Origin of the sequence: Gillisia limnaea DSM 15749 (assembly GCF_000243235.1) — a bacterium.
GTDB lineage: Bacteria > Bacteroidota > Bacteroidia > Flavobacteriales > Flavobacteriaceae > Gillisia > Gillisia limnaea.
The window spans coordinates 2604776-2619902 of the sequence record NZ_JH594606.1 but is presented as its reverse complement, the minus strand read 5'-3'; the positions used below and the strand labels follow the sequence as shown (position 1 = coordinate 2619902).

Below are 15127 nucleotides of genomic sequence, written 5' to 3'. Positions count from 1 at the left end.
TTTTAAAAACAAAAAACCATCCCAGATAGGATGGCTTTGGTATTGCTTATAAATACTTCTTTTAAGAAACCTTTTTAAGTTTCGTAATTCCGGATTTATCCAATTTATCTTCTACATACTCCCGGGTAACCTTCAACTTTTTGATATTGCTCTCTGGCAATTCAAACATCGCATCGGTTAAAATAGCTTCACAAAGCGATCTTAATCCTCGCGCACCCAGTTTGTATTCTATAGCCTGAGTTACAATATGATCCAGCGCTTCATCTGTAATCTCGAATTTGATATTATCCATTTCAAACAATTTCTGATATTGTTTGATAATCGCATTTTTTGGTTCGGTTAAAATCGCCCTAAGGGTTTCCTTGTCCAGCGGATTCATATAAGTTAGTGCCGGTAAACGACCTATTATTTCAGGGATCAAACCATAATCTTTTAAATCCTTCGGAATGATATACCTCAACAAATTGGTGCGTTCAATATCATCCTCGCTTTTGGAAGCACTAAAGCCTACCGCCTGCATATTCAATCTTTTACTGATATTGCGTTCAATTCCATCAAACGCACCACCTGCTATAAACAAAATATTCTCCGTATCGATTTCAATGAATTTTTGATCGGGGTGTTTTCTTCCTCCTTTTGGCGGAACATTCACCGTCGTTCCTTCTAATAGTTTCAAAAGAGCCTGCTGTACACCTTCTCCCGAAACATCCCGGGTGATAGAAGGGTTATCACTTTTACGGGCTATTTTATCTATTTCATCTATAAAAACAATTCCGTGCTGGGCTTTCTCTACATTATAATCGGCAGCCTGCAATAATTTCGTCAAAATACCTTCTACATCTTCTCCTACATATCCTGCTTCTGTAAGCACAGTAGCATCTACAATTGCAAGAGGAACATTTAACATTTTAGAGATGGTTTTTGCCATGAGAGTTTTCCCTGTTCCGGTTTCCCCAACCATAATAATATTGCTTTTTTGAATTTCAATATCATCATCACTCTTTGGTTGCAACAATCTTTTGTAATGATTATAAACCGCTACAGACATCACCTTTTTGGTATCTTCCTGTCCTATGATGTAATCATCTAAAAACGCTTTTATTTTTTTTGGCTTGCTCAACATCAAATCTGCTGAAAGCTCCCCTGCCTGTCCCTGTTTTGATTCCTCTAAAACAATTCCATGCGCCTGCTCGATACACTTATCGCAAATATGCGCATCCAGCCCGGCAATCAGTAGATTGGTTTCCGGTTTTTTCCTTCCGCAGAAGGAACATTCTAAACTATCTTTCGCCATTTGTTATCCTTTTCAATTTTCAATTTTCCTGATGTGGAATTATACTGAATTCCACAGAAAAACAAAAATAATTTATTTGTCTCTTGTTAAAACTTCATCAATCATTCCGTATTCCTTGGCTTTATCTGCCTTCATCCAGAAATCCCTGTCGCTGTCTTCTACCAACTTATCATACGGCTGGCCGGAATGCTTAGAGATAATCTCGTACAACTCTTTTTTAAGGGTCATAATTTCACGGGCTGTAATCTCGATATCGCTGGCCTGACCTTGTGCACCGCCCAATGGCTGGTGAATCATCACTCTTGCATGCGGAAGTCCGCTTCGTTTGCCTTTTGCACCTGCACATAGTAGTACTGCACCCATAGAAGCCGCCATTCCTGTACAAATTGTAGCAACATCCGGCTTGATGAACTGCATGGTGTCATAAATACCCATTCCTGCGTACACACCACCACCCGGTGAATTGATGTAAATTTGAATATCCTTGGAAGAATCTGTACTTTCAAGAAACAACAACTGCGCCTGTATTATATTAGCGATTTGATCATTAATTTGTGTTCCTAAAAAGATGATCCTGTCCATCATCAAGCGCGAAAAAACATCCATTGCAACAGCATTCATTTGCCGCTCTTCAATAATGTTAGGTGTCATCCCCATTGGCGGAGTAACACTAGTGATTATTTTTTCGTAATAATTGCTATTTATGCCTCTCTCCTTGATGGCATATTTCTCGAATTCTTTTCCGTAATCCATAGCTGTATAAATTCTTTTTTTTAAGTAAATAAGGCGTTACCCCAAATGGTTTAACGCCTTAAAGATATGTATAAAAATCAAGAAAGACTATTTGTAAATCTCTTTAACAAAGTCATCATAAGTAACTTCTTTTTCTTTCATTTTAATGTTTTCCTTGTAAAAAGCAAGGAGTTTTTCGTTGAGTAATTGCTCTGACAAACGCTTTACCTCTTCCTGATTTGAAAGTACTCTGGCTGCAATATCATCCAGTTCTTTTTCTGAAGGGTCCATTTGGCCAAACTGAGCCATTTGCTCTTTTATTCTTGCAGTTGCAAATGCTTTCAGGTCTTCAAATTTCACCTGAAGATCATTATCCCGGATAAGTTTTCCTTCGATTAACTGAAAACGCAAACCTTGTTCGCTTTTATCATATTCTTCCTTAGCTTCATCTTCGGTCAAAGGTTTTTCACCAACGGTTTGGATCCATTTCTGAAGGAATTCTTTAGGAAGTTGAAATGTATTATTTTCGATAAGAGATTCTGTAACATCATTCAACAATTGCTGATCACTCTGCTGCGTGAATTGTTTTGCCGCATCTTCTTTGATCTTTTCTTTAAGTTCGACTTCAGACTTCACCTCATCTTTTCCAAAAAGTTTATCGAAAAACTCCTGGTTCAATTCTGCAAGTTCCTGTTTATTGATCTCAGAAACTGTGAAATCTACCTCAATATCCAGATCGTGCCCTTTATCGTGATCAATCTTAAGAAACTCTATCAACTGATGGTCATCTTCAAAAAGTCCTTTTGTTTTCAGGCTGATGGTATCTCCTACTTTCGCTCCAACAAATTTATTTAGATTTTTTTTCCCTTTCAGTTTTTCCAAAGGAAGAGACGTTGAGTTATCTATTCCTTCTTCTTCATTTTTAAAAGTTCCAGCAACAACATCTCCTTCTTCAGCAACATCTTTAGAGATAAGTTTCCCGTATTGCTTTTGAAGATGTTTGATTTGATTCTGGATCATTTCTTCGCCGGCTACAATTTTGTAGTGCGTGATAGGCTTTTTGGTTTCAAAATTAACTTCAAACTGAGGAGAAAGTCCCAATTCAAATTCAAAGCTATAGTTTTCCTGCTCCCAGTCAAAATTTTCCTGTTCTTTAGGAAGTGGATTTCCAAGAACATCTAGTTTTTCCTCGGTTAAATATTTATTCAGGGCATCCTGCAACATTTTATTCACTTCGTCTACCAATACGGCTTTACCATATTGCTTTTTCACCATCCCCATAGGAACCTGGCCTTTTCTAAAACCAGGAATATTGGCATTTTTCCGATAATCCTTTAAGATTTTATCAACTTTTTCACTATAGTCTTCCTTTGCGATATCTACTTTAACAACCGCATTCAATTCATCGATATTCTCTCTGGTTATATTCATCTTAACTTGTTATAAAAATTGGTGTGCAAAAGTACACATTTTTTGCCTTTTCACAAAGTATCAAAACACTGAATTTCAGCAAGCTCCTAATCTGATCCCAACAAAGAAAACAGGATGGATTGAAAAATAGAAAGCAAAAGGCTAAAAAGCAAAGCGATCCAGAATCCATCTACTCCAAAACCAGGAATAAAAGCATCTGCCAGTAAAATAATAATAGCATTGATGACAAGCAGGAATAATCCCAGGGTTATAATGGTAACCGGGAGTGTAAGCAATACCAAAATAGGCTTTACAATCAGGTTTAAAATCGCAAGTACAAGGGCCACAATAATAGCTGTTACATATCCGGATACAGAAACACCAGGAAGAAATTCTGCCAGTAAAAATACCGCCACAGCAGTTAATAGTATTCGAATAATAAAGTTCATTTTCTAATTGGTTTGGTTGTTTCAACAAAAATGCAAAAAAAACGCCGGAGAATTTCCGGCGCTTTACATTTTGTGATTTAATTAATACATTTAAAACTCCCATTAAATGGGTTATTGAACATCATTGCTTAAAGTAACTGTCCCGTAGTTTCCAATATTCACCTTAGGGACGGTTGATCCATAGGTTGTATTGATACTTTCCAAAATTGCATTGGCTATAGCAGCATATCCACGAGGAGTAGCATGGACCCCATCTAAAGAAAAAGCACCACCGGTTACAAACGTAGCGTTAATTGTGCCTGCATCAAAAGCGATACCACCATTGGCCAGTTGGTTAATCAACGCGCGTATATCTACAAAGGCCAATCCTTTCTCCTGAGCCAAGCCTTTAATAGTAGCATTATAGGCTGCAGTAGCTACGGCAATATTCTCGATCTCTTCGTTGTCCAAAGCATCTTTATCATCGATACCGCTAACGGCATTAAGCACAAGCTGTGCCTGCTCTGGAGTTGGTTGCCCACCTTGCTGTAAAAGTCCCAAAACCTGCATAACCTCAGGAGTTAGCACTACAGAACCATAACCTTGTGTTAGGGCCTGCTGATTTATGGTTAACACTAACAATTCCTCTTCTGTCATTTGCCTGAATCCTAGAGGATTCATTTGAGATACCGGAACGTCGATTAAAAAGCGATTCGGTCCGGCACTAAAAGATATAGCGTATTGTGCAGCTAAAGCTTGCGCTTGTTGAGGCGAAGCTCCGTCCCGAATTGCCCCCTGGGCAAAAATTCCGGCTACTGCCTGGAAAAATCCGGTAAGATTTGCTGCTGTTTCAGTATCAAGCACGAGCGCATTATTTGGAATAGTTGTAAAATAAGGAATCGTCGTTACATCTGGAATATTCATAAGCACCCCATCGGCCCCATTGGTTATTAAGGCCGTCACCATTGAAGAATAAACAGAAGCAAATACGTTAGGATCTGTAATATCATTCGCGCCGTATGTACCAGGGTCTAAATTTCCGGTTTGATCTACTCCTGCTCCTCCATTGGTAGCATAGCCTAAAACATCATTATTTCCAATCCAAAGAGAGAAAAAGGTAGGATTTTGAGCCAAAGCATCTTCAATAACAGTTGCTTGTGGAGCGGAGGCAAAACGCACAAAATAAGGGTTTGCTGTTCCCAGGGGAACTCCTGCTATATTTCCATATCCCTGGAATCCCAAATGATAACTCTTTGCACCCGGAACCCCCAAATTATTAAAAGGACCCGACAGTACATTGGTGATATCGGTTGTAGGCAGCATTCCTGAGTAGATTTGCGGAGATGGATTTCCATTAGCACCAACTGCAAGCACACGTCTGTTTGATAGTATTTGAGTTCCTCCCAAAAGTAGTCCCCCGGCATTATCTGCCATTAAAGGCTGGGTAAAATCATTGGTAACCTGAACCTTGGCAAATTGTTGTGCCATGATATTAGGATAGGAATTTTCCTGACCCGTTATGTACAGAGCTCCATCTGCATAACCAGCGGTAAGTGAATTTCCAAGAGCAACATAATTTGAAAAATCTGCTTCTCCAGCTGTATAAAAATCAGCTTCGTCTATTGGATTATCTAACTCCGGCTCACAGGATAAAAAGCCCATTGCCAAAAACGGTAAAAATTTTATATAGTTTTTCATGTGTATCAACTTCGTAAATTATAATTTATAACTAACTCCTAATCCCAGAGTAATTGCACTGTTTTTATAAATCCCTTCAAAAGGAGCAGCTTGCCCATTCTCAAAGTAAAAATCATAGGAAGCTTCTATTTCATCAAATCTTGAATAAAGAACAGCCGCATCAATAGCAAACCGGTCGTTTACGTTAAAAGAAATTCCTCCTGTAAAATTATTGGAATCATTACGCGGCGTTTCTGGTGCGAAGTACCCAGATTGAACGGGAGATTCATCAAAGTAGTAACCTCCTCTAAGGGTAAATCTGTCGGTTGCTTCAAACTGCAAACCAAATCTATAAACAGAGGAGTTTTTATAGTTTCTGGCATTTTCAGAATCAGGGATACCGGGGTTTTCAAAATCCAGATCCAGAGATTCGTAAACGCTCCACAAAGTTTGGTTATAGTCAAATGCAAACAACCATTTATCAAGGAATTGGTATGATAGACCTACGGCTAATTCTGCCGGAAGCGGCAAGGAAGCATCAAAATTTGTGTTTGCAAAGGGGGTTAAAGGAGAATTAGGAATGTTGTTAAAAATAGCATCCCCATCTTCGGCCTCAATTATAATTTCTGAACGATAGTTGAAACCAACTCGTAATTTCTCGGTAGCAGTAAACATTGCTCCCGCAGACCATCCCCAGGCAGCTACTCCACTAGCATCTACGGTAACATTACTTCTGTTTCCATCAATATCGGTTAAAGTTCGGTTTAAATTCCTATTGAAGTTAACGCTTCCATTTACATAAATGGGTCCTCCACCTACGCTTAAATATTTTGAAAGCTTAACAGAGGCAAGGGCCTGCACATAGATGGCCTGTAATTCGATGTTGTTCACTAAATGAGATCCGGCCCAATCATCTTCCCAGGCTACAGAACTTCCGTAGGGAGTATAAGCACTTAATCCCAGCGCCAGCCAATCGGTAACCTTATAGGAGGCATACAAATAAAATGGAGTTCCTACAGGACTATCCGTTCGGGCCATTTGCCCAAATTCATCGTTTTGCCAAACTGTATCAGAAAATACGGCACTTACTCCGGCCGATATATTCAATTTGTTTTCAAGATAAACCAGGCCCGATGGGTTAAAAAAGCCTAACTCCGCACTGTTTACCACTGCAACTCCGGTATGTCCCATACCCAACGCACGCTGCCCCTGTAAACTCACCCGGTAACCTCCGGCATAAGTCACCGCAGTAGCTAACGTAAATACCGTTAGTAATAAAAGTTTTTTCATAATAAATTCAGGTTATATTTTTTTAATAAAATGTAGAGCCCAAAATTACCATAAAATCCATATCTCGCAAGAAATACGGACATTTTATTATGCATACATAATAAATTGATGCTGCTATTCCATAAATCGCATGACTTCTGAATAAAACTCAGGCATCTTTTCGGCATGCACCCAATGCCCTGCTCCTGGGATGGAAACAATTTCAGTATTGGGAAAATGACCAAGGATCAGATCTTCATCATCTTTGGTGATATAACCGGATTTTTCACCTTTAATAAACAAGGTAGGTTTTTCAAAATTGATTTCAGCCGGCAATGCTTTGCCCACTTCTTCAATCTTATCATTCAATACTTCAAGATTCAATCGTAACGCTAACTTTCCCTTTGTTTTCCAATATAGATTTTTCAGAAGAAATAACCGGGTACCATCATCCTTTATAAAGCGCTCCAGCAGCTCTTCCGCCTCACTTCGTGAAGTGAGTTTCGCTTTATCCAAGGTAGCCAGACCCTCCATGATTTGTTGATGGTGGGGAGTATAGTATTTAGGACTTATATCAACAATAATTAGTTTTTCAACCAAATCCGGAAATGTTCCAGCTGCCTGCATTGCCACTTTTCCTCCCATAGAATGCCCTAACAGAAAAATATTTTTTAGGTTGTTCAGGGTACAATATTCGTTGATATCATTAGCCATGACTTCATAATTCATCTCATCGTGATGTGGGCTTCTTCCATGGTTTCTAAGATCTAGCAGATGAACCTGAAAACCGGCTTCGGCAAATTTGTTGCCAAGGGTTTTCCAGTTATCACCCATTCCTAAAAAGCCGTGAAGAATCAAAAGAGGTTTTCCTTCGCCGAGAATGGCCGAATGTAAATTGATCATTCTTTTAAAAATTTTAAATATTTTTTAATAGTGGTTTCGAGCCCAAGGTATAGCGCTTCGGTAATTAAGGCATGGCCAATGGAAACTTCCAGTAGCCCAGGTACCTTTTCTTTAAAATACCCAATATTTTCCAGAGAAAGGTCGTGACCTGCATTTACTCCTAATCCCATCTCTGCAGCAATCCTGGCACAATCGGCATAGATTTCCACAGCATTTTTATCTCCCATTGCATAGCGTTTGGCATACTCCTCGGTATAAAGCTCAATCCTATCCGCTCCGGTGGCATGGGCATTTTTAACCATTTTAGTGTTTGGATCTACAAAGATGGAGGTTCGAATTTTATTTCTTTTAAATTCAGTGATCACTTCTTTCAAAAAATCCTTGTGGGTAATAGTATCCCATCCCGCATTGGATGTAATAGCATCTATAGCATCTGGCACTAAAGTCACCTGCTCCGGCTGCGTTTTTAAAACCAGGTCTATAAATTTATTGATTGGGTTTCCTTCAATATTGAATTCGGTAGTTAGAACTGTTTTTAAATCCAGCACATCCTGATACCTTATATGCCTTTCATCCGGTCTTGGGTGCACCGTTATCCCCTGAGCTCCAAAGATTTCAATATCTTTGGCAAATTGTAGAAGATTTGGGACGTCTCCACCCCTGGCGTTCCGTAAAGTGGCTATTTTATTGATATTTACGCTTAATTGAGTCATAATTTTATGCTTTCGATTAACAAAAATACAAAGATGAGGATGCCTAATTGATCTTTATTTTAATTAATTTGCAAAAAAACGAAGCTGAATTATGAGCCTTGAAAATTATATAATCAACGATATTGAAATTCGGAATCCTGAAGAAACAATAGGGGATCTTCAAAAATTGCTGAAAGATTTAAATTACACCCATATTCCAATGGGTAAAGATGGGATTTATCTAGGCTCTTTATCAGTAAATGACTTACTTACGTTTGAAGCAGATAAAACACTGGGCGAGCATCAATATGCCCTGGAAGGATTTTTTGTAAGAAACACCGTTTACTGGCTGGAAACCCTGGATGTTTTTGCGCGAAATCAAACCAACATCCTCCCGGTTTTAAGCCTTGACAACAAATATTTAGGATATTTGGAGCTGGCCGATATTATCAATAATTTTAACAAAACCCCATTTCTAAGTGAACCGGGAGGTATCATTGTATTTGAAAAAGGATCCAAGGATTATTCTTTTAGCGAAATTGCCCAAATAATAGAATCCCATAACGCGGTTCTTTTTGGTCTCTTTATTTCTGGAAAAACCGAAGGGCTTACCCAAATAACTGCGAAACTGAGCTCTACCGGCTTAAATGAAATACTCCAAACATTAAGAAGATATGGTTACACTGTAATTTCCGAACATCAGGAAGATAGTTTCAATCAAAGTATTGACGATCGTTCAGAATACCTGGACAAATACCTTAAAATTTAAGCATGAAAGTAGGCATCTATGGTCAGTTTTATCATTCCGATTCAGGAAAATATATAGAGGAGCTCTTACTCGCTCTGGAACAGGATAATATTGAGATTTTTATAGAAAAAAATTTTTTGAACCTTATTCATCTTAATAAAACAGTTACAAAGGAATATAATCACTTCAGCACTTTTGATGAACTTGATGCTTCCTACGATTTGTTTTTTAGTATAGGCGGAGATGGAACCATTCTAAAATCCATCAATTTCATCCGGGACCTGAAAATTCCAATTTTAGGAATCAATACCGGGAGGCTTGGCTTTTTAGCTACAATTCAGAAAGAGGAGATTAAACAAACAATTTCAACCATTCTGAATAAAAAATATTCTATATCTGAGAGAACAGTCCTTTCCATTAAAACAGATCCTGAAAACGATGAGATCAAATACACCAATTTCGCCCTAAATGAGATTGCCGTAAGCCGAAAAAACACCACCTCCATGATCACCATAGAAACCTGGTTAAATGGTAACTACCTAACTTCCTATTGGGCAGATGGATTAATTATTTCCACCCCTACTGGATCCACAGGCTATTCCCTTAGTTGTGGCGGGCCCGTAATTATGCCAAATACAGATGCTTTAGCGATTACTCCAATAGCACCTCATAACCTCAATGCACGGCCCTTGATAATTAAAGACGACACTACAATCACATTAAAAGTTTCAGGAAGAGAGGATTTTTATCTTGCTTCTATGGACTCCCGCCTGGCTTCTCTTAATAACAAAACAATAATTACCATTACCAAGGCGCCTTTTAAAATCCATATGGTAGAACTGCATTCAGACAGTTTCGTGAAAACACTTCGTCAAAAATTATTATGGGGTGAAGACCGTAGAAACTAAGCAATAAAAACCTTCAAAACCTGTTTATAAGCGTATACCTAAACGCTCAATTTGTTATAGCGCAAACATTATTGTTATATTTGCAAACTTTTTAAACTTTATGAAGCACCTTATATCACTATTATTTATGTTTGCTTTTTATACATCTTCCTTTGCCCAAACCTACGAAGTAGGTGGTTTTATTGGCGGTGCAAATTATATTGGTGATGTTGGTAGCACCTCTTACATAAATCCCAATAGCCTTGTTGCAGGGGCAATGGCGAAGTGGAATACAAGTGAGCGGTATGCATTTAGATTATCACTTCTTTATGCCGAAATTAATGCCGATGATTCCGAATCCAGCGACGTTAGAAGGCAACAAAGGGGGTACAGTTTTTCAAACAATATAGCAGAAGCATCCCTGGGTATAGAGTTTAATTACTGGGATTTTGACTTAACCAGAGCCGATGGAGAACAACAAAGCACACCATATATTTATACAGGGATTACCTATTTTAATTCAAAACATCATTATTTAAGTGCAAACCCACCTACGGGCGCACTTCAACCTCAAGGTGATAACTGGGCATTCGCAGTTCCAGTAATACTAGGTTATAAACAAACCCTTTCAAAAAATGTCATCGCCGGAATTGAATTTGGTGCCCGGTACACCTTTACAGATAATATTGATGGGAGCACCCCTTCTGAATTGTTAGGAAGGCGAGACCCACCAAGAGAATTTGGAAACAGGAATACGAATGATTGGTACATTTTTTCCGGGATAAGCCTTACGTTTACATTTGGAAAAAAACCATGTTATTGTCATTTAAATTAGAATGTTTAAAGAAAAAATCAATCTTAAAAATCTCCCCCAACACATTTCAATTATAATGGATGGGAATGGGCGGTGGGCCAAACAAAAAGGCCTTCTTCGTGCCCTGGGTCATGAAGAAGGAACCCAGGCAGTTCGAGATGTAGTTGAAGGCAGTGCCGAATTGGGAATCAAGAACCTTACACTTTATGCTTTCTCTACTGAAAACTGGAATCGGCCAAAAATGGAAGTCGATACCCTAATGCGATTGCTTGTTTCTTCTTTAAAAAAAGAAATCAAAACCCTAACAAAAAATGACATCCGGCTAAATGCCATTGGCAACCTTGAAAATTTACCTAAAAAAGCTCAAAAAGAGCTTCATGAAGTAATTGAGAAAACAAAAAATAATACCCGGATGGTTCTTACCCTGGCACTTAGTTATGGCTCAAGAGAAGAATTGATACAGGTTGTTAGGGAACTAAGCAAAAAAGTAAAAAATGAGGAAATATCCCCTGATGCTATTGATGAATCAATTATAAATCAGCATCTTTACACCCGAAATTTACCAGACGTAGATTTGCTTATTAGAACCAGTGGAGAACAAAGAATAAGCAACTTTTTGCTGTGGCAGATAGCCTACGCGGAATTATATTTCACAAATATCTTATGGCCGGATTTTCGAAGGGAAAATCTATATGAAGCCATTTATAATTATCAAACCAGAGAACGAAGATTTGGAAAAACCAGTGAGCAGATTAGTTAGTACAGGTATATCAATAAAGTGGTTCACCCTTTTTGCCTGTTTTTTTATGTATACTTTATCATTTCAGGCGCAGGATCTCCCTTTAGGTGAAGGGAAAAAATATACCATAGGAAATATAGAAGTTACCGGAACAGTAAGTTATAACGAACAAACCGTGATTGCCTACACAGGGCTCAAACCCGGAGAAGAAATATTCATTCCGGGTGACCGCATAAGCAAGGTCCTTAAGAAATTATGGGATCTTGATCTTTTTAGTGATATCAATATCTACATCACCAATATTGAAGGAGATGTTGCAGATCTTGAACTGGAGATTGTAGAAGTACCTGAACTGGCTGAAATCAGATTACAGGGAATAAAGAAAAAATCTGCTCAGGAAGAACTCATAAAGGAAAATAACTTAACCCCCGGGGTTAAGGTAACCGAGAATCTTATCACTACCACCAAAAATTATATTGAGAATAAATATAAAAAGGATGGATACTTCAACACGAAAGTGTCAATTAATACTTCCCCTGTGGTAGACACCGCTGGCGTTGGAAGAATTAACATGGTGGTAAATGTAGATCAGGGTGAAAAGGTTAAAATTGAAGAAATCGATTTTATTGGAAACGAGCAATTTTCCGATTCCAAATTGAAAAGCGCGATGAAAAACACCAAGGAAAAGAATTTCCTTAGGGTTTGGAAACGTTCAAAGTATGTGGAAGAAGATTTTGAGGAAGATAAAACCAAAATAATAAACAAGTATAAGGAAAAAGGTTTCAGGGATGCCAGAATTATTTCGGACACACTTATAATAAAAGACCCTGAAACTATTGCTCTTAACATTAAACTTGAAGAGGGAAACAAGCACTATATTGGAAATATTGATTTCATAGGAAATACTGTTTATACAGATGAGCAATTGTCCAGAGCTTTAGGAATTAATAAAGGAGATGTTTATAACGGAGTATTGCTTAAAAAACAAATAGAAGACGATTCCAGTCCGGATTCTCAGGATTTAAGTAACCTTTATAAAAATAATGGATACTTATTCTCGCAAATAAATCCTGTTGAAACACGTGTTTATACTGATACCATAGATTTTGAAATAAGGATTATTGAAGGAAAAGAAGCTTACTTTAATGAAATAAGCGTGGTAGGGAATGACAAAACCAAAGACCATGTAATTTTCAGGGAACTTAGAACAAAACCGGGTCAAAAATACAATCAGCAAGATGTTATAAGAACGATTCGGGAACTTGGACAACTTGGATTTTTTGATGCCGAATCCATAAGTCCGAATTTCAAAAATGTAGATCCCAACAGTGGTACATTAGACATCGAATACGGTGTAGTTGAGGCCGGAGCCAGCCAGATAGAACTTCAGGGTGGTTATGGTGGAGGTGGTTTTATTGGTACCCTTGGGTTATCCTTTAACAACTTTTCCATTGCCGGAATATTTGACAAAGAAGCTTACAAACCATTGCCTATGGGCGACGGTCAAAAACTATCTCTAAGGGCGCAGGCCAGTATTTTTTACCAGACTTATAGCCTTTCTTTTGTAGAACCCTGGCTTGGAGGAAAAAAACCGGTAAGTTTATCTACTTCATTTTCATATACCAGACAATTCTTATTTGACCCCAGGTCAAGAACTGCAGACAAATCCAGAAGTTTTGATATCCTGGGAGTGAATGTAGGTTTGGCAAAAAGATTACAATGGCCGGATGATTTCTTTACATTGTCACAGGCAGTTGGATTTCAGCGCTATGATTTGAATAACTACAACACCGGATTATTTACTTTTGGGGATGGGTTTTCAAATAATCTAACCTACACCCTGGGCCTTAGCAGAAACAGTTTAAGAATAAATCCAATCTTCCCTACGGGTGGATCTGAATTTAGTGTAACAGCAAAATTCACCCCCCCATATTCCCTATGGAATGGAGTTGATTATGCCAATTTAGCCGATCAAAGAGAGTTTCAGCTGGAGGACGCAAATGGCAACTTAATAAACAGGGACGGAACCAGATTAAGACCAGAAGAAACCCCAATTGGGGATCCCTCCAAAATCGACCAGGAAAAATTTAATTGGCTGGAATTTTACAAGATTAAATTTAAAGCAGATTGGTATACCACTTTATTCAGCTTTAGCCCCAGTAAAAACCTTGTTTTAAAATCTGGGGTTGAATATGGATTTTTAGGAGCCTATAACAACGACAGAGGAATTCCTCCTTTTGAACGTTTTTACCTTGGTGGGGATGGTCTTGGTGCTTTTAGCCTGGACGGAAGAGAAACCATCGCGTTAAGAGGATATCCAAATCAATCTGTGATTCCTTTGGACAGAACAAGTTTAAGCGCAGCAAGTGATGAAGATGGAGCGACAATTTTCAATAAATATTCCTTAGAATTAAGATTCCCTATTACCTTAAAGCCAATGGCATCTATTTATGCCTTAACCTTTATTGAAGCAGGGGCGTCTTATGATAATTTCAGAGACTTTAATCCGTTCCAGTTAAGCAGATCTGCCGGGGCAGGACTACGTATATTTATGCCTCAATTTGGATTGCTTGGAATCGACTTTGGATACGGTTTCGACCCTGTTCCTGGCCAAACAGGACCTAATGGTTGGGAAACCCATTTTATAATTGGACAGCAATTTTAGTTTTGGCACGATTATTTCTAACATTGATATTATGAAAGGCCAATTTATTTTTTCACTTGTTTTATTGATAGGTTTTTCAACGCAAATCCAGGCTCAAAAACCCAACAGAATTGCTTATATCGATATGGAATACATTTTGGCTAATGTTCCCGATTATAAAGAAGCCTCTGTGCAGCTGGATGGAAGAATTCAGCAGTGGAAAACAGAATTGGAGAAAGATTTGAAAAAGGTAGAGGAAATGAAAATCGCACTTGAGCAGGAGCGAGCATTGCTTACAAAAGAATTAATTGAAGAACGCGAAACTACCATAGCTTTTGAAGAATCAAAGATTGCAGAATATCAGCAAAAAAGGTTTGGACCTAACGGAGATTTGATAATCCAAAAAAAGCAATTGATACAACCAATACAGGATCAGGTTTTCAATGCTTTACAGGAAATAGGAGTTCAAAGAAATTATGATTTCATATTTGACAGAACTTCCAACGTTGGCATGGTTTTTTCAGCAGAGAGACATAATATAAGTGATCAGGTTTTAAGAATTATCACCCGTGCAGCCGGCAGGGAACAATTGAGTTCCAAAGATGAAATCGCTCAAATGGAGGTAGAAGAAAATCGAACTGTGGAAGAAGATGCTGTAGTTACTGAAAAGAAACAAGCTATTGAAAATGCAAAAACAGAAAGAGAAGCTTACATAGAAGAACGTCAAAAAGACCGCGATTCCATCCGGGCAGTGAAACAAAAGGAATTTGAGGAACGAAGAGCAAAAGTTCTGGAAGAGCGACAGCGCAAAAAAGACTCTATAGACAACCTTCGCAAACAAAGGATAGAAAAAGAAAATGAACCTAATAATAATTAATAATGAAAACCAT

At 38.2% G+C, this 15127-nt stretch carries 14 protein-coding genes; 6 read left to right on the top strand and 8 right to left on the bottom strand.

Annotated features, from left to right (window positions below; genetic code table 11):
* Positions 1–61: 61 nt before the first annotated feature.
* The 8 genes from clpX to GILLI_RS13355 form a co-directional block, all read right to left on the bottom strand.
* Positions 62–1294, bottom strand: a complete 1233-nt coding sequence (gene clpX, locus GILLI_RS13390; protein ID WP_006989655.1) for an ATP-dependent Clp protease ATP-binding subunit ClpX — start codon at positions 1292–1294, stop codon at positions 62–64.
* 72 nt (positions 1295–1366) lie between these two features.
* Positions 1367–2047, bottom strand: coding sequence for an ATP-dependent Clp endopeptidase proteolytic subunit ClpP (gene clpP / locus GILLI_RS13385; RefSeq protein ID WP_006989654.1), 681 nt, complete (start codon positions 2045–2047; stop codon positions 1367–1369).
* Between the two features lie 87 nt (positions 2048–2134).
* Positions 2135–3457, bottom strand: a complete 1323-nt coding sequence (gene tig, locus GILLI_RS13380; protein ID WP_006989653.1) for a trigger factor — start codon at positions 3455–3457, stop codon at positions 2135–2137.
* A gap of 86 nt (positions 3458–3543) precedes the next feature.
* A complete protein-coding gene (locus GILLI_RS13375) occupies positions 3544–3885 on the bottom strand; it encodes a phage holin family protein (RefSeq protein WP_006989652.1) in 342 nt (113 codons plus the stop codon).
* A 111-nt stretch (positions 3886–3996) separates the two neighbouring features.
* Positions 3997–5562 carry an SGNH/GDSL hydrolase family protein gene (locus tag GILLI_RS13370; protein WP_006989651.1) on the bottom strand — a complete coding sequence of 522 codons (1566 nt, stop codon included), beginning with the start codon at positions 5560–5562 and terminating at the stop codon, positions 3997–3999.
* An 18-nt stretch (positions 5563–5580) separates the two neighbouring features.
* Positions 5581–6831 carry an OmpP1/FadL family transporter gene (locus GILLI_RS13365; RefSeq protein ID WP_006989650.1) on the bottom strand — a complete coding sequence of 417 codons (1251 nt, stop codon included), beginning with the start codon at positions 6829–6831 and terminating at the stop codon, positions 5581–5583.
* Between the two features lie 114 nt (positions 6832–6945).
* A complete protein-coding gene (locus GILLI_RS13360) occupies positions 6946–7713 on the bottom strand; it encodes an alpha/beta fold hydrolase (protein ID WP_006989649.1) in 768 nt (255 codons plus the stop codon).
* Positions 7710–8426: a pyridoxine 5'-phosphate synthase gene (locus GILLI_RS13355; protein ID WP_006989648.1), complete on the bottom strand. Its 717-nt coding sequence runs from the start codon at positions 8424–8426 to the stop codon at positions 7710–7712. Before GILLI_RS13355 ends, GILLI_RS13360 begins: the two co-directional genes overlap by 4 nt.
* Before the next feature lie 91 nt (positions 8427–8517).
* Here GILLI_RS13355 and GILLI_RS13350 point away from each other — a divergent pair, with 91 nt between their 5' ends.
* The 6 genes from GILLI_RS13350 (at position 8518) to GILLI_RS13325 (ending at position 15114) form a co-directional block, all read left to right on the top strand.
* Entirely contained in the window at positions 8518–9174 is a 657-nt protein-coding gene (locus GILLI_RS13350; RefSeq protein ID WP_006989647.1) for a CBS domain-containing protein, read from the top strand.
* A gap of 2 nt (positions 9175–9176) precedes the next feature.
* A complete protein-coding gene (locus GILLI_RS13345) occupies positions 9177–10061 on the top strand; it encodes an NAD kinase (protein WP_006989646.1) in 885 nt (294 codons plus the stop codon).
* Positions 10062–10161: 100 nt separating this feature from the next.
* On the top strand, positions 10162–10875 hold the full coding sequence (gene porG, locus GILLI_RS13340; protein ID WP_006989645.1) for a type IX secretion system protein PorG: 714 nt from the start codon (positions 10162–10164) through the stop codon (positions 10873–10875).
* 1 nt (position 10876) lies between these two features.
* Entirely contained in the window at positions 10877–11614 is a 738-nt protein-coding gene (locus tag GILLI_RS13335) for an undecaprenyl pyrophosphate synthase (protein WP_006989644.1), read from the top strand.
* Entirely contained in the window at positions 11547–14258 is a 2712-nt protein-coding gene (gene bamA / locus GILLI_RS13330; RefSeq protein WP_040506655.1) for an outer membrane protein assembly factor BamA, read from the top strand. The genes GILLI_RS13335 and bamA overlap by 68 nt, the downstream gene beginning before the upstream one ends.
* Positions 14259–14289: 31 nt before the next feature.
* Entirely contained in the window at positions 14290–15114 is an 825-nt protein-coding gene (locus GILLI_RS13325) for an OmpH/Skp family outer membrane protein (RefSeq protein ID WP_006989642.1), read from the top strand.
* Positions 15115–15127: the final 13 nt, after the last annotated feature.

Coding starts and splice junctions, on each gene's coding strand:
- clpX (WP_006989655.1), bottom strand. CDS start 1,294: ATGGCGAAAGATAGTTTAGAATGTTCCTTCTGCGGAAGGAAAAAACCG.
- clpP (WP_006989654.1), bottom strand. CDS start 2,047: ATGGATTACGGAAAAGAATTCGAGAAATATGCCATCAAGGAGAGAGGC.
- tig (WP_006989653.1), bottom strand. CDS start 3,457: ATGAATATAACCAGAGAGAATATCGATGAATTGAATGCGGTTGTTAAA.
- GILLI_RS13375 (WP_006989652.1), bottom strand. CDS start 3,885: ATGAACTTTATTATTCGAATACTATTAACTGCTGTGGCGGTATTTTTA.
- GILLI_RS13370 (WP_006989651.1), bottom strand. CDS start 5,562: ATGAAAAACTATATAAAATTTTTACCGTTTTTGGCAATGGGCTTTTTA.
- GILLI_RS13365 (WP_006989650.1), bottom strand. CDS start 6,831: ATGAAAAAACTTTTATTACTAACGGTATTTACGTTAGCTACTGCGGTG.
- GILLI_RS13360 (WP_006989649.1), bottom strand. CDS start 7,713: ATGATCAATTTACATTCGGCCATTCTCGGCGAAGGAAAACCTCTTTTG.
- GILLI_RS13355 (WP_006989648.1), bottom strand. CDS start 8,426: ATGACTCAATTAAGCGTAAATATCAATAAAATAGCCACTTTACGGAAC.
- GILLI_RS13350 (WP_006989647.1), top strand. CDS start 8,518: ATGAGCCTTGAAAATTATATAATCAACGATATTGAAATTCGGAATCCT.
- GILLI_RS13345 (WP_006989646.1), top strand. CDS start 9,177: ATGAAAGTAGGCATCTATGGTCAGTTTTATCATTCCGATTCAGGAAAA.
- porG (WP_006989645.1), top strand. CDS start 10,162: ATGAAGCACCTTATATCACTATTATTTATGTTTGCTTTTTATACATCT.
- GILLI_RS13335 (WP_006989644.1), top strand. CDS start 10,877: ATGTTTAAAGAAAAAATCAATCTTAAAAATCTCCCCCAACACATTTCA.
- bamA (WP_040506655.1), top strand. CDS start 11,547: ATGAAGCCATTTATAATTATCAAACCAGAGAACGAAGATTTGGAAAAA.
- GILLI_RS13325 (WP_006989642.1), top strand. CDS start 14,290: ATGAAAGGCCAATTTATTTTTTCACTTGTTTTATTGATAGGTTTTTCA.